Annotated in this window: 20 protein-coding genes, 1 tRNA gene and 1 riboswitch; of the genes, 9 read left to right on the top strand and 12 right to left on the bottom strand. The window is 63.4% G+C overall.

Translation table 11 applies throughout. The annotated features are described in order from the left end of the window. Nucleotides 1-66 precede the first annotated feature (66 nt). A complete protein-coding gene (apaG, locus tag NKJ09_RS03005) occupies nucleotides 67-459 on the bottom strand; it encodes a Co2+/Mg2+ efflux facilitator ApaG/CorD (protein WP_352494020.1) in 393 nt (130 codons plus the stop codon). Nucleotides 460-686: 227 nt separating this feature from the next. On the opposite strand from apaG, the gene NKJ09_RS03010 reads away from it, so the two are divergent. Continuing rightward, complete coding sequence (locus NKJ09_RS03010; protein WP_352762289.1) at nucleotides 687-1,841, top strand: ceramide glucosyltransferase; 1,155 nt, start codon at nucleotides 687-689, stop codon at nucleotides 1,839-1,841. A 34-nt stretch (nucleotides 1,842-1,875) separates the two neighbouring features. Here the strand turns inward: NKJ09_RS03010 and NKJ09_RS03015 are convergent, their stop codons facing one another. After that, nucleotides 1,876-3,066: an O-succinylhomoserine sulfhydrylase gene (locus NKJ09_RS03015; protein ID WP_352493786.1), complete on the bottom strand. Its 1,191-nt coding sequence runs from the start codon at nucleotides 3,064-3,066 to the stop codon at nucleotides 1,876-1,878. 70 nt (nucleotides 3,067-3,136) lie between these two features. Next, nucleotides 3,137-3,214, bottom strand: a riboswitch (SAM riboswitch). 135 nt (nucleotides 3,215-3,349) lie between these two features. Between NKJ09_RS03015 and NKJ09_RS03020 the strand changes: the two genes are divergently transcribed. After that, nucleotides 3,350-4,444 carry a 2'-deoxycytidine 5'-triphosphate deaminase gene (locus tag NKJ09_RS03020; protein ID WP_352493787.1) on the top strand — a complete coding sequence of 365 codons (1,095 nt, stop codon included), beginning with the start codon at nucleotides 3,350-3,352 and terminating at the stop codon, nucleotides 4,442-4,444. Between the two features lie 30 nt (nucleotides 4,445-4,474). Here the strand turns inward: NKJ09_RS03020 and araD1 are convergent, their stop codons facing one another. The 4 genes from araD1 to chvE form a co-directional block, all read right to left on the bottom strand. Further along, nucleotides 4,475-5,467 (bottom strand): AraD1 family protein, encoded by a 993-nt coding sequence (gene araD1 / locus NKJ09_RS03025; RefSeq protein ID WP_352493788.1) that lies wholly within the window; start codon nucleotides 5,465-5,467, stop codon nucleotides 4,475-4,477. 183 nt (nucleotides 5,468-5,650) lie between these two features. Continuing rightward, on the bottom strand, nucleotides 5,651-6,943 hold the full coding sequence (gene mmsB / locus NKJ09_RS03030) for a multiple monosaccharide ABC transporter permease (RefSeq protein WP_023719488.1): 1,293 nt from the start codon (nucleotides 6,941-6,943) through the stop codon (nucleotides 5,651-5,653). After that, nucleotides 6,940-8,472 (bottom strand): multiple monosaccharide ABC transporter ATP-binding protein, encoded by a 1,533-nt coding sequence (gene mmsA / locus NKJ09_RS03035; RefSeq protein ID WP_023719487.1) that lies wholly within the window; start codon nucleotides 8,470-8,472, stop codon nucleotides 6,940-6,942. Before mmsA ends, mmsB begins: the two co-directional genes overlap by 4 nt. A gap of 99 nt (nucleotides 8,473-8,571) precedes the next feature. Next, on the bottom strand, nucleotides 8,572-9,636 hold the full coding sequence (gene chvE, locus NKJ09_RS03040; protein ID WP_023719486.1) for a multiple monosaccharide ABC transporter substrate-binding protein: 1,065 nt from the start codon (nucleotides 9,634-9,636) through the stop codon (nucleotides 8,572-8,574). 316 nt (nucleotides 9,637-9,952) lie between these two features. Between chvE and NKJ09_RS03045 the strand changes: the two genes are divergently transcribed. Next, nucleotides 9,953-10,942, top strand: a complete 990-nt coding sequence (locus NKJ09_RS03045) for a LysR family transcriptional regulator (RefSeq protein ID WP_352482475.1) — start codon at nucleotides 9,953-9,955, stop codon at nucleotides 10,940-10,942. A gap of 315 nt (nucleotides 10,943-11,257) precedes the next feature. On the opposite strand, the gene NKJ09_RS03050 is transcribed toward NKJ09_RS03045, so the two are convergent. Next, nucleotides 11,258-11,331: transfer RNA gene (locus NKJ09_RS03050), tRNA-Gly, on the bottom strand. A gap of 93 nt (nucleotides 11,332-11,424) precedes the next feature. Here NKJ09_RS03050 and NKJ09_RS03055 point away from each other — a divergent pair. Next, nucleotides 11,425-11,727, top strand: coding sequence for a DUF6460 domain-containing protein (locus NKJ09_RS03055; RefSeq protein ID WP_254816341.1), 303 nt, complete (start codon nucleotides 11,425-11,427; stop codon nucleotides 11,725-11,727). Nucleotides 11,728-11,789: 62 nt separating this feature from the next. On the opposite strand, the gene NKJ09_RS03060 is transcribed toward NKJ09_RS03055, so the two are convergent. Continuing rightward, nucleotides 11,790-12,692: a histone deacetylase family protein gene (locus NKJ09_RS03060; protein ID WP_352493789.1), complete on the bottom strand. Its 903-nt coding sequence runs from the start codon at nucleotides 12,690-12,692 to the stop codon at nucleotides 11,790-11,792. A gap of 50 nt (nucleotides 12,693-12,742) precedes the next feature. On the opposite strand from NKJ09_RS03060, the gene NKJ09_RS03065 reads away from it, so the two are divergent. Beyond that, a complete protein-coding gene (locus NKJ09_RS03065) occupies nucleotides 12,743-14,167 on the top strand; it encodes an MATE family efflux transporter (protein ID WP_352494021.1) in 1,425 nt (474 codons plus the stop codon). 3 nt (nucleotides 14,168-14,170) lie between these two features. Here NKJ09_RS03065 and NKJ09_RS03070 read toward each other — a convergent pair whose 3' ends face one another. Continuing rightward, nucleotides 14,171-15,247, bottom strand: a complete 1,077-nt coding sequence (locus NKJ09_RS03070) for a quinone-dependent dihydroorotate dehydrogenase (protein WP_352482473.1) — start codon at nucleotides 15,245-15,247, stop codon at nucleotides 14,171-14,173. Beyond that, the gene (locus NKJ09_RS03075; protein ID WP_352482472.1) at nucleotides 15,244-15,594 is read right to left on the bottom strand and encodes a DUF952 domain-containing protein; all 351 of its coding nucleotides are present in this window, start codon (nucleotides 15,592-15,594) and stop codon (nucleotides 15,244-15,246) included. The genes NKJ09_RS03070 and NKJ09_RS03075 overlap by 4 nt, the downstream gene beginning before the upstream one ends. Before the next feature lie 126 nt (nucleotides 15,595-15,720). Between NKJ09_RS03075 and NKJ09_RS03080 the strand changes: the two genes are divergently transcribed. Both NKJ09_RS03080 and NKJ09_RS03085 read left to right on the top strand, forming a co-directional pair. After that, on the top strand, nucleotides 15,721-16,152 hold the full coding sequence (locus NKJ09_RS03080; RefSeq protein ID WP_352493790.1) for a hypothetical protein: 432 nt from the start codon (nucleotides 15,721-15,723) through the stop codon (nucleotides 16,150-16,152). 118 nt (nucleotides 16,153-16,270) lie between these two features. After that, nucleotides 16,271-16,933, top strand: coding sequence for a response regulator (locus tag NKJ09_RS03085; protein WP_502901325.1), 663 nt, complete (start codon nucleotides 16,271-16,273; stop codon nucleotides 16,931-16,933). 3 nt (nucleotides 16,934-16,936) lie between these two features. Here the strand turns inward: NKJ09_RS03085 and NKJ09_RS03090 are convergent, their stop codons facing one another. Next, on the bottom strand, nucleotides 16,937-20,425 hold the full coding sequence (locus NKJ09_RS03090) for a PAS domain-containing hybrid sensor histidine kinase/response regulator (protein WP_352482470.1): 3,489 nt from the start codon (nucleotides 20,423-20,425) through the stop codon (nucleotides 16,937-16,939). A 233-nt stretch (nucleotides 20,426-20,658) separates the two neighbouring features. Between NKJ09_RS03090 and mscL the strand changes: the two genes are divergently transcribed. Together mscL and NKJ09_RS03100 are read left to right on the top strand one after the other, a co-directional pair. After that, the gene (mscL, locus tag NKJ09_RS03095) at nucleotides 20,659-21,081 is read left to right on the top strand and encodes a large conductance mechanosensitive channel protein MscL (RefSeq protein ID WP_352493792.1); all 423 of its coding nucleotides are present in this window, start codon (nucleotides 20,659-20,661) and stop codon (nucleotides 21,079-21,081) included. Between the two features lie 110 nt (nucleotides 21,082-21,191). Continuing rightward, nucleotides 21,192-22,358: a pyridoxal phosphate-dependent aminotransferase gene (locus NKJ09_RS03100; protein WP_352482469.1), complete on the top strand. Its 1,167-nt coding sequence runs from the start codon at nucleotides 21,192-21,194 to the stop codon at nucleotides 22,356-22,358. Nucleotides 22,359-22,450: 92 nt separating this feature from the next. Here the strand turns inward: NKJ09_RS03100 and hemA are convergent, their stop codons facing one another. Next, nucleotides 22,451-23,728: a 5-aminolevulinate synthase gene (hemA, locus tag NKJ09_RS03105; protein ID WP_023719474.1), complete on the bottom strand. Its 1,278-nt coding sequence runs from the start codon at nucleotides 23,726-23,728 to the stop codon at nucleotides 22,451-22,453. Nucleotides 23,729-23,730: the final 2 nt, after the last annotated feature.

The raw sequence follows: 23,730 nt of genomic DNA on the forward strand, positions 1-23,730 counted from the left end.
TGCGGCTGCCTTCGCAGAACTTGGGTTCCTCGCCCCGCAAGGCGGGAAGAGGAATCAAAGTGAACGTCAATTGACGGTGCGCCGCGTGCCTGGCAAATCGAGTGAGAAGGCGGGGATGGCGACGTCGAAGGTCTCGCCCCGCTTGTTGCGCATTGTGTAGTGCCCGACCATGATGCCGGACGGGGTCGAGAGCGGGCATCCAGACGTATACTGATAGCTGTCGCCGGGCTTGAGTCCGGGTTGCTCGCCGACGACCCCGGGGCCGCGCACTTCCTCGACCTTGCCGGTGCCGTCGGTAATGTGCCAGTAGCGCGACAGAAGCTGCACGAACTCGTCCGACCGATTGTCGATGGTCACCTGGTAGCCCCAGACATAGCGGTTTTGCGGCGGGTCGGAATGATCCTCCAGATAGAACGGCCTGACCTGCACTTCGATGTTGCGGGTGACGGCGCTGTACATGAACTGCTCCAAAGCAATGTAGACGGAACTTTCGACGCTCAGCGCAGTTTGATCAACGATGCGCGTCATCTCCTTGCCCGACTCAAGCGCAGGTGCCGAAAAACAATGTCATTTAAGTGACACATGACAATGATGGTGTGCAGGCTTGTGCCGGGCGACTCGGTGTTCTGTCGAATTGTTGAAAACGGCCGTCATGCGGCCAGCATTTCTGGAGTGACCAGATCTCGATGGAACCGACATTCGCAGCCGCCCTCTTTTCCATAGCTCTCCTTCTTTCAAATCTCGCCAGCATCCTGTTAGCTTCGCTGAAGCTGAAGCGAGCAGCCAGGATCGCATCGCCCGCCGCCACCGTGCCACCGGTATCGATCGTCGTCCCGGCGCGCGGCGTCGAGCCGTTTACCGAGGAGACGCTGGAGCGCGCCTTCTCACTCGACTGGCCGCGCTACGAACTCATCTTCTGCGTCGCCCATGCCGACGACCCCGTGGTCAAATCGATCACCGCTGCAATGGCGCGTTTTCCGGCTATACGCGCCCGGCTGCTCGTCGGCGACGACCGCATCAGCGGCAATCCGAAACTCAACAATTGCGTGAAGGGTTGGGAAGCGGCGCTTTATCGCTGGTCCATCCTTGCCGATTCCAACGTGCTTATGCCGAGCGATTATGTCCAGCAGCTGATGGCGGCATGGCGGCCCGACACCGGCCTCGTCTGCTCGACGCCGATCGGCTCGCGGCCTGAAGGGTTTTGGGGGGAGGTCGAATGCGCCTTTCTCAACACACTGCAGGCACGCTGGCAGTACGCTGGAGAGGCGCTCGGCCTTGGCTTCGCCCAGGGCAAGAGCATGTTGTGGAACAAGCCGATGCTTGACGCCAATGGCGGCATCCGCGCACTGGCCGCCGAGATCGCCGAGGACGCCGCCGCGACCAAGCTGGTCAACCGGCTCGGACTTCGCGTCAATCTTGTCGCTTCGCCCTTCGAACAGCCGCTCGGCCGGCGCACGCTTGGCGAGATCTGGTCTCGGCAGGCGCGTTGGGCGCGGCTGCGCCGCGTCACCTTCGCGCTGTTCTTCGCCCCCGAGATCCTGATCGGCGCGGCGCCGCCGCTGCTGCTTGCGCTGATCGCGGCGGCTGACGCCGGCGTCAGCCTGCCGGCAACCGCCATCGCCGTGCTGGTCGCGGCCTACCTGCCGGAATGTGCCTTGGCCTGGGTCAAAGGATGGCACCTGTCGCTGCGCACCATCCTGGCGATGATGGTTCGCGACTGCATGCTGCCGGCGATATGGGCGCGCGGCTGGCTGAGCGGCGCCGTCGACTGGCGCGGCAACGTTATGACCATCCAGACCAAGGCCGTCGCGGAGCTGGAAGAGACCCCGTCCGGCGCCTGATCGGCGCCCCCCGCTCACCTCTGTTCGGTCAGCCCTATCCGGCGGCTCTCAGCGCTTGCTCGATATCTTCGAGCAGATCGTCGGTATCTTCCAGGCCGACGGAAAGCCTGAGCGTGCCCGGCCCGATGCCGAGCTCGGCGCGGGCCTCATCGGTCAAGTTCTTGTGTGTGGTCGTCGCCGGATGGGTGATCAGGCTCTTGGCGTCGCCGAGATTGTTGGAAATCAGCACGATGTCGAGCGCGTTCTGGAAAGCAAAGGCCGCCTGCTTGCCGCCCTTCACATCCAGGCAGATCAGCGTTGAGCCGCCCGACATCTGCTTCTTGACCACGGCCGCTTGCGGGTGGTCGGCACGGCCGGGATAGATGACACGGGCGATTTGCGGGCGCTCGGCGAGGAAATCCGCTATGCGGCCGGCACTTTCCGTCTGCTGGCGTACGCGCAGCGGCAGCGTCTCCAGGCCTTTCAGCAGGGTCCAGGCATTGAAGGGCGAGAGGCTGGGGCCGGTGTGGCGGAAATAGTCATGCAGGTTCTCGTCGATCCATTTTTTGTCCGACAAGATAACGCCTCCAAGGCAGCGCCCTTGGCCGTCAATATGCTTGGTGGCCGAATAGACGACGATATGGGCGCCGAGCTGCAAGGGTTTCTGCTGCAAGGGCGTGGCGAAGACATTGTCGACGATCAGCCTGGCGCCGATCGAGTTGGCAAGTGCCGCGACGGCGGCGATGTCGACCACCTCCAGCGTTGGGTTGGTCGGGCTTTCCAGGAAGAACAGTTTGGTGTTCGGCTTGACCGCCTGTTCCCAATTGGCGATGTCAGTGCCATCGACCAGCGTTGCCTCGATGCCGTATTTCGGCGCCAGCGTCTCGACCACCCAGCGGCAGGAGCCGAACAGTGCGCGCGCCGCCACGACATGGTCGCCCGCCTTGGCGCTGCACAGCAGCGCTGCCGTCACCGCCGCCATGCCGGACGCCGTAGCGCGCGCGTCCTCGGCGCCTTCCAGCGCGCACATACGCTTTTCGAACATGTCGACCGTCGGATTGGCATAGCGCGAATAGATGAAGCCCGGCTCCTCCCCCTTGAAGCGGGCTTCCGCCGCTTGCGCCGTCTCGTAGACATAGCCTTGGGTGAGATACATCGCCTCGGAGGTCTCGCCGAAGCCGGAACGCAGCGTCCCGGCGTGCACGAGTGCGGTCTGAGGCTTCCAGTCGCGCTTCTTGGTCATCATTCTATCCAAACACCAAAATTGGTCCAAACAACAAAAAACCGGTCGCGAAAGTCGCAACCGGTCCATATGGCCTTGCGGCCCGACGGTCCTTTAGCGACTTGTTTAACGTGGCTGCAAGCCGACCGGCCAAATCACCACGGGATAACGAGCTTTAGACCCGCGCCGCGCTTGCGTCAATTGCCGGCATGATTAAGAGGGTTGTACCAAGCAGGTGCCAAAGGCGTCCACGGTCGGACCTGCGACAGAACAAGACCTCGCCCGGCGTTCGAACGGAGCCAGACCCTTGCGGCAGACAGGCATTCTTCCCGATCAGGATATTTCCGCGCTGTTCCAGACGGGCGCGCTGAAATCGCCGCGCATGTTAGATGCCGATCAGATCCAGCCGGCCAGCCTTGACCTCAGGCTCGGCGACAAGGCCTGGCGGGTGCGTGCTTCCTTCTTGCCCGGTCCGGACCACAGGGTTGTCGACAAGCTCGACCGGCTGAAGCTGCACGAGATCAACCTCGCCGAAGGTGCCGTGCTGGAAACCGGCTGCGTCTACATCGTGCCGCTGCTCGAAAGCCTGGCGCTGCCCGCTCATATTTCGGCTTCGGCCAACCCGAAAAGCTCGACCGGACGGCTCGATATCTTCACTCGGGTAATGACCGACCGCGGCCACGAGTTCGACAAGATCGCCGCCGGTTATGAAGGCCCGCTCTATCTGGAGGTCAGCCCGCGCACCTTCCCGATCGTTGTACGCACCGGCTCGCGGCTGTCGCAGATCAGGTTCCGCACCGGCAATGCGCTTTTGTCGGAAAGCGAACTGCACGACCTGCATCGCGCCGAGATGCTGGTCGCCACCGAACCACCCAACATCTCAGGCGGTGGCATCGCGCTGTCGATCGACCTCGACGGCGACAAGGATGGGCTGGTCGGCTATCGCGGCAAGCACCACACCGGCCTGGTCGACGTCGACAAGCGCGCCGCGCAGGATGTCGTCGATTTCTGGGAGCCGCTCTACAAGAGCGGTGCCGGCGAGCTGGTGCTCGATCCGGACGAATTCTACATCCTGGTGTCGCGCGAGGCGGTGCATGTGCCGCCGCTCTACGCCGCCGAAATGACGCCCTTCGATCCGTTGGTCGGCGAGTTCCGCGTCCATTATGCCGGTTTCTTCGACCCCGGTTTCGGCCATTCGGCGTCGGGCGGCACCGGCAGCCGGGCGGTGCTCGAGGTGCGCAGCCACGAAGTGCCGTTCATTCTCGATCATGGCCAGATCGTCGGACGGTTGGTCTACGAGCACATGCTGAAACGGCCGCAAGCGCTCTACGGCACCGATCTCGGTTCGAACTATCAGGCGCAAGGCCTAAAACTGTCCAAGCATTTCCGCGCCGCGCGCTGAGCTTCCCCTCACTTTGCGGCCTATGCCGGCTCAAAGCGCCTTCACCGCCACCTTCACCGGCTGCTCGATTTCGAGCGGGTTGCGCAGAGGCAGGCCGAAATCCTTCGCCTCGATCTCGAATACGTCGCCGGGCTCGGTCCTGATGCCGTCGGCGAAGGACAGCGTCGCCGTGCCGAACATGTGCACATGTACGTCGCCCGGCTGGCGGAAGGCCGAGTATTTGAAGTGGTGATGCTCGAGATTGCCAATGGTGTGCGACATGTTCGCTTCACCCGACAGGAACGGCTTTTCCCAAAGCAGCTTGCCGTGGCGCAGGATGCGTGAAGCGCCGCGAATGTCGGACGGCAGGTCGCCGATCAGGATCTCCGGCCCGAACGAGGCGTTGCGCAGTTTCGAATGGGCGAGGAAGAGATAATTCACGCGCTCGGTGACGTGGTCGGAAAACTCGTTCGACAGCGTGAAGCCGACGCGGAACGGGGCGCCGTCGTCGCCGATCACATAGATTCCGGCGATTTCCGGCTCCTCGCCGGCATCCTGGGCGAAGGCGGGCGACATGAGCGCCGCGCCGGGCGCCACTGCCATGGTACCGTTACCCTTGTAGAACCATTCGGGCTGCACGCCGATCTGGCCCTTCGCCGGCTTGCCGCCCTCCAGCCCCATGCGGAACATCTTCATGGAATCGGTCAGCTGTTCCTCGCCGCCATCGCTGAGCTTCTTGTGCATGGAATCGCGGGTCGCGGCGGAGCCGAGATGCGTCAGCCCGGTGCCGGTGAGATGGAGATGCGCCGGATCGGGATGGTTGATCGGCGACAGCAGCCGTCCCTTCTTGTAGGCTGCGTCGAGATCGACGGTTTCGCCGAAGCCCTTGCGCTCGATCAGGGCGACAAGCCCGGTGCCGGTGCGCGCGGCTTCCATCGCCAGCGAATAGACGCTGCGAGCGCCGTTGATGACGCGGGTCTTGCCGCCGTTGCGGGCAACGACGCGGATCGTCTCGGCGTCGTCGAGGATCTGTGAGATCAGCATGGTAACCCTCTCTGAATTGCGGCCTGCCTTCTTGGCAAACCCTGCCCGGCGCGGCTCGGACCCTGTCCACGCCGCGGTTGAAATTCTTCGTCCGGATTGCGCTCGCGGGTCAGGTCCCTCGGGGGACTTCTTCGCGCCGCCCGGCAGCGCCGCGATGTGACCCGTATGCCTCCTGGTTGCCTCTCAAGCCTTGTTCTTGTTGTAGACGTCGAAGACGACGGCGCCGAGCAGCACCAGGCCTTTGACCACCTGCTGCCAGTCGACATTGACGCCCATGATCGACATGCCGTTGTTCATGACGCCCATAATGAAACCGCCGACTACCGCGCCGATGACCTGGCCGACGCCGCCCATCGCCGAAGCGCCACCAATGAACACCGCGGCGATGACGTCGAGTTCGCTGCCGAGGCCCGCCGCCGGCACCGCCTGCCCCAGGCGCGCCGCGATAATCAGGCCGCCGAGTGCCGACAGCACGCCCATGTTGATGAACACCATCAACGTCAGCCGTTCGGTCTTGATGCCCGATAGCTGGGCTGCCTTGGCATTGCCGCCCATCGCATAGATGCGGCGTCCGATCGTCATGCGTTTGGTAACGAAGACGAACAACGCGATCAGCACGCCCATCACCATGAGAACGATGGGCAGGCCCCTATAGGTGGCGAATTGGTAGACCAGAAACAGTGCCAGCCCGCTGATCACCAGGGTCTTGACGACGAACAGCGAGAAAGGCTCGGCTTCGTAGCCATGCCGCTCGCGGGTGCGCCGCGCCCTGAGCCCGAAATAGGCATAGGCGAGCACGGCGGCGAGGCCGATCACGATAGTCGTCAGGTGCAGCGTCAGGCCGCTGCCGACAATGGTTTTGCCGGCGGCGTTCACGGTCGGTGGTATCAGCGTCAATGGGCCGATCAGGTCCGGAATGAAGCCGGAACTCAGCGCCTTGAAGCCGACTGGAAGCGGCCCCACGGAAGACCCGCCACCCAGCAGCGCCTGACAGATGCCGCGGAAGATCAGCATGCCCGCCAACGTGACGATAAAGCTCGGTATTCGGTGATAGGCAATCCAGTAGCCTTGTGCCGCGCCGATCGCGCCACCCACGATCAGGCAGATGATCGACACCACCAGCGGATTGCTCAATGGGCCAAGCGGCCAGATAACCATCATCATCGCCGCCAGTGCGCCGATGAAGCCGGCGACTGAGCCGACGCTGAGATCGATATGGCCCGAAACGATCACCAGAAGCATGCCCAGCGCCATCACGATGATGAAGCTGTTCTGCTGCACGAGATTGCTGAGGTTCACCGGCTTGAACAGCGTTCCGGACGTGGTGAACTGGAAGAACACCATGATTGCGATCAACGCCAGCACCAACCCGTATTCGCGCAGATTGGTGACCAGCGCCGAGACGGCAATGCGAGGTGCCTGTTGTATATCCTGGGCGACGCCGGTTTGCGGCCCGGGAGCGCTTTCGGTGCTCATGATGCTTTCCCTTCTCCACGGACGATGGCGCGCATGATCTTTTCCTGGCTGGCGTCGCTCGCCGCCATTTCGCCGACGATGCGTCCTTCGTTCATGACGTAGATGCGGTCGGTGATGCCGAGCAGTTCGGGCATTTCCGACGAGATGACGATGATTGCCTTACCCTCGGAGGCGAGACGCGCGATGATCGTATAGATTTCATATTTGGCGCCGACATCGATACCGCGTGTCGGCTCGTCGAGGATCAGCACTTCCGGATTGGCGAACAGCCATTTCGACAGCACCACCTTCTGCTGATTGCCGCCAGAAAGGTTGCCGGTCATCTGGTAGACGCTTGAGGCGCGGATATTGGTCCTGCCGCGATAATCGTTGGCGACGGAAAGCTCGCGCAAATCGTCGATCACGCCATGGCGCGAGACGCCGGGCAGGTTGGCCAGCGTGATGTTATGCTTGATATGGTCGATCAAGTTGAGACCGTAGGTCTTGCGGTCCTCCGTAACATAGGCGATGCCGTGTTCCACCGCCTTGCTCACCGAAGAGACATCGATCGGCTTGCCGTTAAGGAACACCTCGCCCGTGATGCGACGGCCATAGGACCGGCCGAACAGGCTCATGGCAAACTCGGTCCGGCCGGCGCCCATCAGCCCGGCAATGCCGACCACCTCGCCCTTGCGGGCGTTGAGGTTGATGCCCTTGATGACCTGCCGCTCGGCATGGATGGGATGGTAGACCGACCAGTTTTTCACTTCGAGAACGGTCTCACCGATCTTCGGCTCTCGCGGCGGGTAGCGGTCGTCGAGCGAACGGCCGACCATCGAGGTGATGATGCGGTCCTCCGAGATGTCCTTCTTGGCCAACGTCTCGATGGTCCGGCCGTCACGGATGATCGTGACCTTGTCGGCGACCCGGTTCACCTCGTTGAGCTTGTGGGAGATCAGGATCGAAGTGATGCCCTGCCGCTTGAATTCGAGCAGCAGATCGAGCAGCGCCTGGCTGTCCTTTTCGGACAGGCTCGCCGTCGGCTCGTCCAGAATGAGCAGCTTCACTTCCTTGCTGAGCGCCTTGGCGATCTCGACCAGCTGCTGCTTGCCGACGCCGATATTGGTGATCAGCGTGTTGGGGTCTTCCTTGAGGCCGACCTTCTTGAGCAGGGCGCTGGTGCGCGTCTCGTTGGCATTCCAGTCGATGACGCCGTATTTGGCCTGCTCGTTGCCGAGAAATATGTTTTCGGCGATAGACAGCATCGGCACCAGCGCAAGCTCCTGGTGGATGATGACGATGCCCTTGCGCTCGCTGTCATGGATGCCTTTGAAATGGCACTCATCGCCGCGATAGATGATCTGGCCGTCATAGGTGCCGGACGGATACACACCCGACAGCACCTTCATCAGCGTCGACTTGCCGGCGCCGTTCTCGCCGACCACGGCATGGATCTCGCCTTCCTCGACCATGAGCTTGACGTTCGACAGCGCCTTGACGCCGGGAAACGTCTTGGTGATGTCGCGCATCTCCAAAATCGTCGATGCCATTGAGAATACCACTCCTGCGAGGTCCGCAAACAATACCGGGCTGGCTCGCCAACGAAAAGGGGCCCTGCCTGCGCAGGACCCCAGGCTTTGTAACCGCGATTACTTCAGTTCTTCGGCCTTGATGTAGCCGGAGTCGACCACCAGCGCCTGGTAGTTCGACTTGTCGACGTCATGCGGCGTCAACAGGATCGAGGGAACGACCTTGACGTCGTTGTTGTAGGTCGTGGTGTCGAGGCCTTCCGGCTTGCCGCCCGAGAGCACCTTGTCGACGAGTTCGACCGTCGCCTTGGCGAGTTCGCGGGTGTCCTTGAACACGGTCGAATACTGCTCGCCGGCGATGATCGCCTTGACCGAAGCGGTCTCGGCGTCCTGTCCGGTGACGATCGGCCATGGCTGATCGGCAGTGCCGTAGCCTACGGCGCGCAGCGAAGCGATGATGCCGCGCGACAGGCCGTCATAGGGCGAGAGCACGCCATCGACGCGGCTGCCGTCCGAGTAGTTGGCGGAGAGCAGATTGTCCATGCGGGCCTGGGCGGTTGCCGCCAGCCAGCGCAGCGTGCCGACCTTGTCCATGCCCATCTGGCCGGACTTCACGACGAGGGTCTTGTCGTCGATCAGCGGCTGAAGAACCGACATGGCGCCGTTATAGAAGAAGAACGCATTGTTGTCGTCCGGCGAACCGCCGAACAGCTCGATGTTGAACGGGCCTTTCTTCTCGGGATAGCCGAGGCCCTTGAGCAGCGATTTGGCCTGGATGACGCCGACGCCGAAATTGTCGAAGGTGGTGTAGTAGTCGACATTTGGCGTCTTCTTGATCAGGCGGTCGTAAGCGACGACGACGACGCCGGCGTCATTCGCCTTCTGCAGCGCATCCCCCATCGTGGTGCCGTCGATCGAAGCGATGATCAGCGCCTTCGGGCCTTTGGTGATTTCGTTTTCCAGCTGGCTGAGCTGGTTCGGAATGTCGTCCTGCGCGTATTGCAGGTCGACAGTGTAGCCCAGAGCCTCGAGCTGGGACTTGACGGCGTCGCCGTCGTTGATCCAGCGCTGCGAGGTCTTGGTGGGCATCAGCACGCCGACCAGGCCTTCGCCCGCTTGCGCCGGCAGCGTCATAGCCGCGATGCCTAGGGCCGCGACGGCGGCCAGTGTCTTGATAATCTTCACATTAACTCTCCCTGGTTGATGGACGCGTACCCTTGGGTTTCGTGGGCCGCGCAATCGTGCAGGAGCGCCAAACGCGCCGCTGCCGTCAATCGATCTCCGGTATCCTCCCAATCGGCCCCGAAACTCTGGTTCAATCGATACGAGTTTTCCCTCGTCACCGACCGTCAAGTCTCAGGACGCGCGAAGGGTGTGTCGCTTTGCCATAACTGTCAAATGCGATCTTTGATGGTTGCTATATCGAGACTGATATGGCTTAGGCTAGTGACGACGCTGCCGGATCCAGCTGGCGCGCCGGGCGTAGGAGTAGGGAAAAATCATGGCGGCGCTGCGAAATCCTGGTGGAATATCAGCCGGTTACGATGAGATTCCGCGCGATGGCGGAACCCTGCTGCGCAGCGGCTTGAGCCTGCGTCACATGCGTATGATCGCAGCCCTCGACGAGCACGGCCGGGTGAGTGCCGCGGCCCAGGTCATGAACATCTCGCAGCCGGCGGCTTCGCGCATGATCGCCGAGATGGAGGCGGTGCTCGACGTCAAGCTCTGCGAAAGGCTGCCGCGTGGCATCACGCTGACGCCCTATGGCAAGGCGTTGGCACGGCGCGCGCGGTCGATCCTGCTCGAGATGCGCGAGGTCGACCGCGAGATCTTCGAGCTCAAGGCGGGCAAGGGCGGCTCGGTGTTCCTGGGCGCGGTCACGGCACCGGCGATCGAGCTGGCGGTGCCGGCGATCCGCGAGATCCGGCGCCTCTATCCGCGCATCGAGATCACCATGCAGGTCGAGACCTCGAACGTGCTGGCGCGCGAGCTGATCGCCTCTCGGCACGATTTCATCATCGCCCGCATCCCCGACGACCTCAATCCGCGGCTGTTCGAGGCCCGCGTCATCGGCGTCGAGAAGGCTTGCCTGATCGTGCGCCGCGGCCACCCGCTGACCAAGGGCAAGGCAGTGCGGTTGGAAGACACCGCCGCCTATGACTGGGTTTTCCAGTCGGGCGGCTCGCCGCTGCGCCAAGCCATGGAAAGCAACTTTTTGAACCGCAACATCGCGCTGCCGGATCGCATCCTCAACACCAGCTCGCTGTTACTGACTCTGGTCATGGTCGCGCAATCCGACGCGATCGCGCCGGTGTCGATCCAGGTCGCGAAGTTCATTCAGAACCCCGAAGGGCTCGACGGCGCCATCGACGTCGTCCAGACCGAGTTCGACATCGAGGTCAGGCCCTACAGCCTGATCACGGTAAAGAACCGCGCGCTGTCGCCGGCGGCCAAGATGCTGCACGATTTTATTTTGCGGGAGGTGGGCTGAGGATTGGAGCGGGTAGCGGGGCGCATCCCGTGGCCGGCCAGACGACCAGACAGGCCCACCAGCAGCGGCGCCGATGCACGTCGGCCACAACTGCTGCGTGATGCTCAAAAAAAGCCCGCCAGCAGAAGCCAGCGGGCCAAGGGTAGACATTCCGGTTGGGGTCATTCGAGGCCCCGCCGACCCTCAATGTGAGATATTCGACGAACTGGCACATCGGCCAAACAGATGAAGGACGGCCAGCCGAGCTGTAAAACTGCCTGTAAAGCCGCAAGTTTTCAACATCGCCAACTCAGGCGCAACCCGTGTGGCAAAAGCTGGAGCGGGTAGCGGGAATCGAACCCGCGCGTTCAGCTTGGGAAGCTGACAAGCTACCATTACATCATACCCGCGCTGGTTCCTCCGATATCATGGCCCGGCGCCGATGCGCAATCCGGTTTGAGGGCTCGGCTTGATGCCGGGCGGTCAACTGCGTATTTCTGGGCATGTGCCCGAATCGCGGCACCCGACTGTGGAGACAGGCCTTGTCCGCACTGAACCGCTTTCTCGGCGATACGCCGCTCCGGGTGATCTTGAAGCTGCTTGTGGTGTCGTTCCTCGTCGGCCTGGTCATGAACGCCTTCGGCTGGTCGCCGATGGACGTGCTCTACGGCATCCGCAAATTCTTCATCGACCTGTGGAATTTGGGCTTCCACGCCATCGACCGCTTCCTCGGCTACATCCTGCTCGGTGCCGCGATCGTCGTGCCGGCCTTCATCCTGCTCAGGATCGCCAATTTCAGGAAGTAGAGCATGATCCCAAAAAGTGGGAACCGGCTTTCGGAAAAGATCATGCTCAAACAAACAGCCTTTCACGCGTAGCCCGCAGCCACCTCGAACAGGATGGCGTGGCGTGCGGCAAGTGCTGCGACATCCGTCGAATAGCCGCCGCCGATAACGCCGCACATCGGGACGCCTAGCGTGCGGAAATGGCGGATCACCATATCGTCGCGGGCGCGCAGCCCGTCATTCGACAGCGCCAGCCTGCCGAGCCGGTCCTCGGCATGGACATCGACGCCGGCATTGTAGAAGACGAGATCCCAGCGCTTTCGCGCCGACAGCTCCGGCAGGATGGCGCCCAGCCGCTCCAGATAGGCTGCATCGCCGGTGCCGTCGGGCAGGGCGACGTCGAGGTTGGAGGCGATCTTGCGCGCGGGGTAGTTGCGGTCGCCATGCATGGAGAAGGTAAACACGCGCGGCTCGTCGTTCAGGATATCCGCCGTGCCGTCGCCCTGATGCACGTCGAGGTCGACGACCAGGATGTTTTGGGCGGCACCTTCGGCGAGCAGCACCAGCGCGGCAACGGCCACGTCGTTGAAGGTGCAGAAGCCGGCGCCTTGCGCGCGCCGCGCGTGATGACTGCCGCCGGCCGTGTTGCAAGCGATTCCGTTCAGCAAAGCCAGCCGCGCCGCCATCACCGTGCCGGCCGTTGCGAGCTGCGCCCTCAGCGAAACCCGCGGTCCCACGGGAAAGCCGATCTCGCGCTCGATCCTCACCGGCACGTCGCAGGCAAGCACCTGGTCGACATAGTCTGCCGCGTGGGCAAGCTTCAGCCATGATGGCCGTGCCACCGCTGGTGTGTTGAGCGCTTCGGGCCGCGCCAGGCCGCGTGCCCGCAAGGCGTCCATCAGCAGCGGATATTTGCTCATCGGGAAGCGGTGGTTGACGGCGAAACCGGCGTCGTAATCGGGATGATGAACGATCTGCAAGGACATGGGACGGCCGGTGCGCCAGAGGCGGGTTTCGGTTGACCATGCCGGGATGGATGGTTGCGCGAGGTCCGCAAACTGGGGCACATCGGCTAGCCGATCAAGCCGCAACAGGAAGCAACACACGTTTGGAGCAGGCTGTACCCACCGAAGCCCACGTCACCGAAGCCAGGGCTTTCGTCGTCACCAACCGTTCGGTGCTCGCCATCGCCGTGCCGATGACGCTTGCCTATCTGACGACGCCGTTGCTCGGAATTGTCGACACGGCGGTGGTCGGACAGTTCGGCGACGCCGCCCTTCTCGGCGGCCTGGCGGCCGGCGCCCTGATCTTCGACGTCGTTTTCACCACCTTCAACTTCCTGCGCTCCGGCACCACCGGCCTCGTCGCCCAGGCCTTCGGGCGCGGCGATGCACTGGAGGAGCAGGCGGTGTTCTGGCGCGCCGTGCTGATCGCGGTCGTCGCCGGCATCGTGTTTGCCGCACTTGCGCCCCTGGTTTCGGCTGCCGGGCAATGGTTCATCGGCGCCGAGCCGCGCGTCGGCGCGGCGATGGACGTCTATATCCGCATCAGGATGCTCGCAGCACCGTTCTCGCTTATCAATTACGCCATCCTTGGTTATGTGCTGGGGCGCGGCGAGGGCGGGCTAGGGCTGATGCTGCAATTGATACTGAACGGCATTAACATCGCCCTCTGCTTCCTGCTTGGCCTGGAGCTTGGCTGGGGTGTTGCCGGCGTCGCCTGGGCGACGCTCACCGGCGAATTCGTCGCCATGCTGCTTGGTCTCGCCATCGTCGGCCGGCGCTTCTGGGCCGCACCCAGGCTGCCACGCCATCGCGTGCTCGATCTGGCGGCATTCCTGCGCATGATGTCGCTCAATCGCGATATCATGATCCGCTCCTTCTCACTGCTCGCCGCCTTCGCGCTGTTCACCCGCCAGGGCGCGCAGTTCGGCACTCTGACGCTGGCCGCCAATGCCGTGCTGATGAACCTCTTCCTGGTTGCCGGCTATTTCCTCGATGGATTCGCCACCGCCGCCGAACAGCTCGCCGGGCGCGCCATCGGCGCCCGTGCCGCCACGGCGTTTGACCAGGCGGTGCGGCTGACGCTGTTCTGGGGGCTCGGTCTGGCCGGCGCTGCGACGCTCTTCTTGTTGCTGGAGGGCACGGATCTGATCGCCCTGATCACGACCTCGACAGACGTCCGCGCCATTGCCGACATCTACCTGCCGTGGGCGGCGTTCACTGCGCTCAGCGGCGCGCTGGCCTTCGAGATGGACGGGGTGTTCATCGGCGCGACATGGTCGCGCGACATGCGCAACATGATGCTGTTGTCGTTCCTGGCGTTCAGCGCCGCGTTGCTGATCCTGGCACCGGCGTTCGGCAATCACGGCCTGTGGGCCGCGCTGCACGTGTTCCTGCTGGTGCGCGGCTTTAGCCTGCTCGCTACATTGCGGCTGCGGGTGCGCACGGCCTTTAACTGATCGCTAAAGCGGTTTCGTCGCCCAGTGATCGAGGCGGCTGTCGCGAAGCTCGCGCAGCGATTTCAGCCCTTGACTGTCCATGAAACGGACCATGCCGGAAAGAATGCGCCCCGGCAGCGCCGGCCCGGCATAGATCATGCCGGTATAGAGCTGGACGAGATCGGCGCCGGCACGGATCTTTTCCAGCGCCGTCTCGGCGGAATCGACGCCACCGACGCCGATGATGGCGGAATCCGGGCCAAGCAGTTTTCGCATCCTTGCCAGCACGATGGTCGAGCGCTCGAACAAGGGTTTTCCCGAAAGCCCGCCGGTCTCGCCGGCAATGCCGGCGTTGCGCAGGCCGGGTCGCGCGATCGTGGTGTTGGAGATGATGACGCCGTCTATTTGCTTGTCGGTGATCTCGGCGGCGATGTCCTCCAGTTCGGCCTCGACCAGGTCCGGCGCGATCTTGAGGAAGACGGGCGGCTTTGCCGGTGCCGCCGCACGCGCGGCCATGACCCGCGACAGGAGTTCACCAAGCTGTTCGCGCGCCTGCATGTTGCGCAGGCCCGGCGTGTTTGGCGAGGAGATGTTGATCGTCAGATAGCCGGCGTATCGCGCAAACCTGATCACGCCGCGCTCATAGTCGCCGACGCGGTCGGCGCTGTCCTTGTTGGCCCCGACGTTGACGCCGACGACGCCGGCGCGGCCCTTGCGGGCAGCAAGACGTTTTTCCGCGGCGGCGTGGCCTTCATTGTTGAAGCCCAGCCGGTTGATCACTGCCCCGTCCGAAGGCAGCCGGAAGATGCGCGGCTTCGGATTGCCCGTCTGCGGCAGCGGCGTGATCGTGCCGACCTCGGCGAAGCCGAAGCCGAGGCCGAGCAGTGCGTCCGGCACTTCGGCATTCTTGTCGTAGCCGGCCGCCATGCCGAGCGGGTTCGGGAAATCGAGCCCGCAAAGGCTGACCTTTAGCTTGTCGTCTCGCAAAGGGCGCCCGGCGACCGGCAGGCCGCATCTCAGCGCGGCAATCGACAGCCCATGCGCGGTTTCTGGATCGAGCGTGAACAGCAGTTTCTGGCCGATCCGGTCGAACGCGCTCATTCGGCCTCCAGCGCCGGGAATTCGTGCCGGCCGTCGGCACCGAGCGGCAATGCCTGCACCGAGACGACCGCATCGAGGCCGAGCCCGCCATAAAGATGCGGGAACAAGGCGCCGCCGCGCGAGACCTCGTATTTCAGCGCATCGCCGAGGTGCGCGCCGTCGACGGCGACCAGCAGCAACCCGCTCTGGCCGGCGAAATGCTTGGCTGCCGTTTCCCGAACCTGCCCGGCGGTGGAAAAATGGATGAAGCCATCGGCGACGTCGATCGGCGCGCCGGTGAAGCGGCCTTCTCGTTCAGCCTCGCGCCACAGCGCCTCGGGAACTATCTTGTAGATGATCTCGGACATCGTTGCGCTATAGTCCGAACCGACGACGCGGGGAAGGGCAGGCCCGCGTTCTTCCCCATTTCAGGTTCTTCCCCAATTCCGGCGCAAACTGTGATAGATTGCGCCGACTGGCTCATGGAGGAAAACATGCGTCTGAAACACGTCTTGATCCCCGCAGCACTGGTCTCGCTTGTCGCAGCTTCGGCCTTTTCCGAGGAAGCCGATCGCTACCGGCTGGAAAAATCGGCCAATGGCTATGTGCGCATGGATACGCAGACCGGCGCCATGTCGCTCTGCGAGGAGCGTTCCGGTCAGCTCGTCTGCAAGACAGCGGCCGACGAACGTGCCGCCTTCCAGGATCAGATCGACCGGCTGCAAAATTCGGTGAAGGCGCTCGACGAACGCGTCGCCAAGCTCGAAAATTCGCTTGCCGCGCGTTTCGAATCGACTTTGCCCAGCGAGGAGGATTTCAACAAGACGATGGGCTACATGGAGCGCTTCCTGCGCAGCTTCATGGATATCGTCAAGGACATGGACAAGGACGAAGACGGCGCCAAGCCCAATTCGCAAAAGACCTAGGCAATTCGCAAAAAGACCTAGGGCGGGAATAGCAAGCCGGCCACGCCGAACAGCGGCGTAGCGTTATGATCGTTCAGATCCTGCAAGGCGGAAAATCGCCAACGGGATTCGGGGAGGGATATCACCGTTGGGCTACACATTCGTCATCGCCGACGATCATCCGCTTTTTCGCGGTGCATTGAGGGAGGCACTCGCCGGCATCGGAGATGTTGCCGCCATTCACGAGGCCGGCGATTTCGAAAGCGCCAAGGCGCTGGTCCTGGCCAATGAGGATGTCGATCTGGTCCTGCTCGACCTCTCGATGCCGGGCGCAAGCGGCCTTTCCGGCCTGATCTCGTTGCGCGGCATCCATCCGGCGGCGCCGATGATGGTGGTCTCGGCGCATGACGATCCGGTGACGATCCGGCGCGCGCTCGACCTGGGCGCCTCGGGGTTCATCTCCAAATCGGCCAGCATGGAAGAGATCCGCAATGCGGTGCAGTCGGTGCTCGCAGGTGATATCGCGGCACCCGCCGGGGTCGATCTCGGCGTCGAGCGCGATCCCGAGATTTCCGACCTGATCAAGCGGCTGCAGGCGCTGACGCCACAGCAGACGCGCGTGCTCGGCATGCTGGCGGAGGGACTGCTCAACAAGCAGATAGCCTATGAGCTCGGCGTCTCCGAAGCGACGATCAAGGCGCATGTCTCGGCCATCCTGCAGAAGCTCGGCGTCGACAGTCGCACCCAGGCGGTCATCCTTTTGTCCAAGATCGGCAGCGACCCGGTTCAGGCGGCTGGCTGATTCTCATTCGGCCGCCGGCGCCAGCGGCCTGACCCTGGCCATCATCGAGCGCAGCATCGCCGGTTTCAGCGGTTTACTGATCACCGGCACGTCGAGCCTGCCAGCAGCGGCGCGAACCTCGCTGGAGCGGTCGGCGGTGACCAGCACGGCCGGCAGGTCCTCGCCATGGATCGCACGCAACTGGGCGATCAATTCGAGGCCGGTCTTGTCGTCGAGATGATAGTCGGCAAGCACAATGTCCGGCCGATGCATGGCGGACCTGTCGAGATCCTCCGCGCCGGAAAGCGTGTCGACGCTGCAGCCCCAGCCCTCGAGCAGCAGCCGCATGCCGTCGAGGATGCGGCCGTCATTGTCGATGCAGAGCACATGCAGCCCGGCAAGCGAGGTCGTAGCGCGGGCAGGCGGCTTCGCCTCGGCCTCGCGCCGCGGTGCCTGCACGGCCGCCACCGGCAGCAGCACGGAAAAGCGCGTGCCCTTGCCGGGATTGGAGAAGATCCGGATTTCAAGGCGCAGGACGCGGGCGATGCGGTCGACGATGGAGAGCCCCAAGCCGAGGCCTTCCGCCTCGCGCATGCCCTCGTCGAGCCGGGTGAATTCGCGGAACACGGTGTTGAGCTTGTCGCCGGCAATGCCGATGCCGGTGTCGATAACCTGGATCTCGGCCAGTTCGCCGCGCCGCCGCACGCCGACCAGGATGCGGCCATGGCGCGTATATTTGATGGCGTTGGAGACCAGGTTCTGGATCAGCCGGCGCAGCAGATTTCGATCCGTCATGACGCTGAGCGACGACGGCATGATCGAGAGTTCGAGCTTCTTTTCGGCGGCAAGCGGCCGGAAGTCGTTGCCGATCTGGCGCAGCAGCCCGTCGAGGCCGAAGCTCGTATCGTCCGGCTTCATCGCGCCGGCATCGAGGCGCGAAATGTCGAGCACCGCGCCGAGGATGGTCTCGACCGATTCCAGTGACGATTCGATATTCATCGCCGCCTTGCCGGCAGGCCCCTTGCCGGTCTTCTCGATCAGCGACGAGCAATAGAGGCGGGCGGCGTTCAGCGGCTGCAGGATGTCGTGGCCGGCGGCAGCGAGGAAGCGCGTCTTGCCGAGATTGGCCTCTTCGGCCAGCATCTGCGCCTGCGCCAGCTCCTCGTTGACGCGGGTGAGCTCGGCGGTGCGGCTCTTCACGCGCTGTTCCAGCGATTCATTGGCGCGCTTCAGCGCCAGATCCTGCTCGACGCGCCCTGAGATGTCGGCATAGGTGGCGACGATGCCGCCGTCCGGCATCGGATTGGAGCGCAATTCCAGGATACGCCCGCTGGTCTTCAGCTCCATCTGCCATGGGCTGACGAAGCTGGTCAGGCGGTTCAGCATGGTGACGCGCTGGTCTGGCGGTATATCGCCGCGCTCGGCAAGGTGGCGCAGGATACGATCGAGCGAGACGCCGACCTGGCCCATCTCGTCGGGCAGGTCGAACAGCGCCCGGTACTGGCGGTTCCAGCAGATCAACCGGAAATCGCGGTCGAAGACGGTGATGCCCTGTTCCATCTGGTCGAGTGCGATCTGCAGCAGGTCGCGATTGTGCTGTAGCGCCTCGGTGGCGTCGTCGAGCAGGCGGAAGGCGTCCTTGGATTCGCGGTCGTTGCGGCGCAGCAGCAGCGACAGGATCAGCCGCGCCGAGGAGGAGCCGACGGCACTGGCCAGAAGCTGCTCGGAGAAGCGGATGACATCCATGCTGGCCTGTTCGTTGCCGTGCAGTGAAGTGCCGCTGCTCTTCTCGAATGACTGGAAGGAGCGCTCGGTGCGTTCGACACCGAGATAGCGCGCGATCGTGTCCTTGAGGTCGTTGACGGTGATCGTGGTGCGGAAGCGGCGCAGGCTCGGCAGCGGCCCCGCCTCGCGCGGCACGAAGATCGACGCCTGGATGCGTTCCAGCGGCACCGACGCGCGCGACAGTGAGCCGAACACAAAAAACAACGTGTTGATCGACAGGCTCCACAGCACGCCATGGTTCAGCGGCTCGGCGACGGTGCCGAAAAGGGCTTGCGGCCGCAATGCATCGAAGCCGAACAGGCCGTGGACGAGGATGCCGGTCTCGGGCGCGGCGAGCGAGGGAAGCAGTAGCGTGTAGCTCCAGACGACGATGCCGGCCACCATGCCGAGTGCCGCACCCCTTCCGTTGGCGCCGCGCCAGACCAGGCCGCCGATCATTGCCGGCGCGAACTGCGCGATCGCGGCGAACGACATCAGGCCGATCGAGGATAGCCGCGCGCTGTTTGTGCTCTCGCGGTAGTAGAGGAAGGCGATGAACAGCATGATGAAGATCGCCGCCCGCCGCACATTGAGGATGAGCGTCGACCAGTCCTCGCTCTCTGAGGTCGTGGTCCGCAGCAGCCGGCGCACGAACAGCGGAATGATCAGGTCGTTGGAGATCATGATCGACAGCGCGACGCTTTCGACGATCACCATTGCCGTCGCCGCCGACAGGCCGCCGATAAAGGCGGCCATGGCCAGAACGTCGTGGCCGCTGAACAGCGGCAGTGACAGCACGTAGAGGTCGCTGCTGGTCCTGGGGCCGACCAGTTCCAGGCCGGCCAGCGCGATCGGCAGCACGAACAGATTGATTGCCACGAGATAGAGCGGAAACACCCATGTCGCCGTGCGCAGCTCAGCCTCGCTGCGGTTCTCGACGATGGTGACGTAGAACTGGCGCGGCAGCATGAGGATGGCAAAGCCGCTCAGGCATGTCAGTACCAGCCAGGTCGCGAGCGAGGTGTTGTAGCCCATCGCCTGGCGCACCTGCGTGTTTTCGGCGAGCCGGTCGAACATATCGCCTGGCCCGCCGAAGATCAGAAACGTGACCATCAGGCCTATCGCCAGGAAGGCGGCGAGCTTGACCACGGTCTCGACCGCCACCGCCAGCACCAGACCGTCCTGGTGTTCGGTGGCGTCGGCATGGCGCGTGCCGAACAGCACGGCAAACAGCGCCAGCAGCATGGCAACGACAAGCGAGATGTCGCTGACGAACGGATCGAACGACGGCGGCGAGCCGGTATAGTGCTCGACCATCAGGCTGACCGAGCCGGAGATCGCCTTCAATTGCAGCGCCATGTAAGGCACCGCGCCTATGGTTGCGATCAGCGTGGCGATCGCCGCGACAGCGAAGCTCTTGCCGTAGCGGGCGCCGAGAAAGTCGGCGATCGAGGTGATCTTCTCGGTCTTTGCCAGCCTGACGATGCGCTGCAGCAGCGGAAAGCCGAACACGAACACCAGAACCGGTCCGATATAGATGCCGAGGAATTCGAGGCCGCGCTCGGAGGAGAGCCCGACCGAGCCGAAGAAGGTCCAGGAGGTGCAGTAGATGGCGAGGCTGAGCGCATAGATAAAGGGCCGGGCGCGGCCAGGCCCGGATGAAGTCGAGCGCCGGTCGCCCAGGCTGGCGATAGCAAACAGCAACGTCACATAGGCGATCGCGATGATGACGATGAACCAGCCCTGCACGCCTCGAACTTCCTCCCTGCGCCGGCTTTTTCATCCGGCCTTGCAGACGCAATCACAGCTTGGCCACCGAGTCCATCGCGGCTTTCGGCGCATTATGGCCGCGGCTTCGCGCAATCCAGGCCGGGGAAACACGTCTTTGCTCCTGTCGCAACCGCAGGTTTTTGCTATTCTGCCTGCCGGTCGATGCCGAGGGCGTGGACGGCAGCACGGCCGGTCAGGAAAAGGAGGGTCGAATGCTGAAAGAGTTTCAGGAATTCATTTCCAGGGGCAATGTGGTGGACCTGGCCGTCGCCGTCATCATCGGCGCTGCCTTCGGCAAGATCGTCACCTCGCTGGTCGACGACATCATCATGCCGGTCATCGGGGCGATTTTGGGCGGATTAGACTTCAACAACTACTTTCTGCCCTTGTCCTCGGCCGTTAACGCCACATCGCTGGCGGATGCCAAGAAACAGGGCGCGGTCTTCGCCTATGGCAGCTTCATCACCGTGGCGTTGAACTTCCTTATCCTCGCCTTCATTATCTTCCTGATGGTCAAGGCGGTGAACAATCTGCGCCAGCGGCTGGAGCGCGAGAAACCGGCTACCCCGGCCGCTCCGCCACCAGCCGACGTCGCGCTGCTCACCGAAATTCGCGATCTCCTCGCCAGAAAGTAGCGCCTGCGGCAACTTTCTGGACCAAAACCCCGGTCGCTTGCGGCCGGGGTTTTCTGTTTTCGTCCGCCCTGAAACACGCTAGCAGTCGAGCAAACGAAAACGGACCATCCATGACCCTGATCGATACTCTGCGCGCCGAAGCGCGGGCGGCGCCGGAAAGCGGCATTGTCGCCGTCATGAATCGTGGCCGCGGCCGCGACGGTATGATCCCGCTTTGGGCCGGCGAGGGCGACCTGCCGACGCCTGCCTTCATCACCGATGCCGCCGCCAAGGCGCTGGCCGCCGGCGAGACCTTCTACACCTGGCAGCGGGGCATTCCCGAACTCAGGCAGGCGCTCGCCCGCTACTACACCAGGCATTTCGGCAAGACTTTCGCCAACGAAGAATTCATCGTCACCGGCTCCGGCATGCATGCCATCCAGATGGCCATCGACGCGGTGGCCGGCAAGGGCGACGAACTTGTCTACCTGTCGCCGGCATGGCCGAATTTCGCCGCCGCCGCCGGCGTGGCCGGCGCCGTTCCGGTTGCAGTCACCCTTGATCAGTCCGGCAATGGCTGGTCCTGCGATGTCGACAAGATCGCAGCGGCGATCACGCCACGGACCAAGGCGCTGTTCGTCAACACGCCGTCCAACCCGACCGGCTGGACCGCCGACAAGGAGACGCTGCAGGCAATCCTCGATCTCGCCCGCGAAAGGGGCCTGTGGATCATTGCCGACGAGATCTATTCGCTGTTCCACTACGGCCATGGCCGCGCGGCGTCGTTCATCGACATCATGGCCGATGAGGACCGCATCCTGTTCGTCAATTCCTTTTCCAAGAACTGGGCGATGACCGGCTGGCGCATCGGCTGGATCAAGATCCATCCCGCCTTGCAGCAGGTGTTCGAGAACCTGGTCCAGTATTCGACTTCCGGCGTTGCGCAGTTCATGCAACGCGGCGCCGTCGTCGCCCTCGACGAGGGCGATGCCTTCATCGTCGAACAGGTGGAGCGGGCGAGGGCGGCGCGCGACCTCGTCTGCGGCATTCTCGCCGAAACCGGCAGGGCGCGGTTCACCGTGCCGCAGGGCGCGTTCTATCTGTTCTTCGCCGTCGACGGCATCACCGATTCCCGCGCTGCCGCCTTCGACATGGTCGACCGCGCCAATGTCGGCTTGGCGCCCGGCACCGCCTTCGGCCCCGGTGGCGAAGCTTTCCTCAGGCTATGCTTCCACCGCCGCCTCGACCAGCTCGAAGAAGCCGCGCACCGGCTGGCGAAGTGGATGACGACTGTGTGAGGTGTGTTGAGCTTCGCGCCAGGCATCGCAGCACTGAAAAATGAGGCGGCACCGATAGGCGGCTTCCGCAATGGTGCCCGTAGCGGCGGAGGTTACCCGCCCGACTTCGGCACCAGCAGCGGGATGACGCGGTCGCTCTTGGCCACTGAAGGCCGGCCGGCCGAACCGTAGGGAATCCCCAACGCATCCCATGTCTCGACCAGCGCGTCCTGTAAGGAGGCAATCAGCGCGTCAGAATGGAACGGTGTCGGCGTGATGCGCAGCCGTTCGGTGCCGCGCGGCACTGTCGGGTAATTGATCGGCTGGATATAGATGCCGTGCACGCCGAGCAGGCGGTCGCTGGCCATCTTGCAGAGCTCGGGATCGCCGACCAGCAGCGGCACGATGTGGGTAGGCGATTCCATCACCGGCAGGCCGGCTGCGGCCAGCACTTCCTTGGTCCGTGTCGCCTGACGCAGCTGCGCGTCGCGCTCGGCCTGCGAGCGCTTGAGATGGCGGATCGAGGTGGTTGCCGCGGCAGCGATCGCCGGCGGCAGCGCCGTAGTGAAGATGAAGCCCGGCGCATAGGAGCGCACGGCGTCGATCACGGCGCTGGTGCCGGTGATGTAGCCGCCAAGCGTGCCGAACGCCTTGGCCAGTGTGCCCTCGATGATGTCGATGCGGTCGGCCAGCCCTTCGCGCTCGGTGATGCCGCCGCCGCGCGGTCCGTACATGCCAACGGCATGGACCTCGTCTATATAAGTCATCGCATTGTAACGCTCGGCGAGGTCGACGATCTGCTTGATCGGCGCGATGTCGCCATCCATCGAATAGACGCTCTCGAAGACGATCAGCTTGGCACGCTCGCGGCCGGCCGCCTGCAGCAGGCTTTCGAGATGCGCGACGTCGTTATGGCGGAAGATCTTCTTCTCGGCGCCCGAGCGCCGCACACCCTCGATCATCGAAGCGTGGTTAAGCTCGTCCGAGATGATCAGGCAATTGGGAAGCAGCTTTGCAATGGTCGAGATCGACGCTTCGTTTGAAACGAAGCCGGAGGTGAAAACCAGTGCCGCTTCCTTGTCGTGCAGGTCGGCAAGCTCCAGTTCGAGCTCGACCAGCGGGTTGCTGGTGCCCGAAATGTTGCGGGTGCCGCCGGCCCCCGATCCCATTTTGCCTGCCGCCTTCTGGAACGCGGCGATGACGTCGGGATGCTGGCCCATGCCGAGATAATCGTTGGAGCACCAGACGGTGATTTCCTCGGCGCGGCCATTGGCACGCCAGATGGCGCGCGGGAATTTTCCCACGATACGCTCAAGGTCGGCGAAGACGCGATAGCGACGCTCTGCATGGAGCTGGTCGATCGCTTCCTCGAAGAACCGCTGGTAATTCATGT

Origin of the sequence: Mesorhizobium sp. M0189, assembly GCF_040322135.1 — a bacterium.
In the GTDB taxonomy this organism is placed as follows: domain Bacteria; phylum Pseudomonadota; class Alphaproteobacteria; order Rhizobiales; family Rhizobiaceae; genus Mesorhizobium.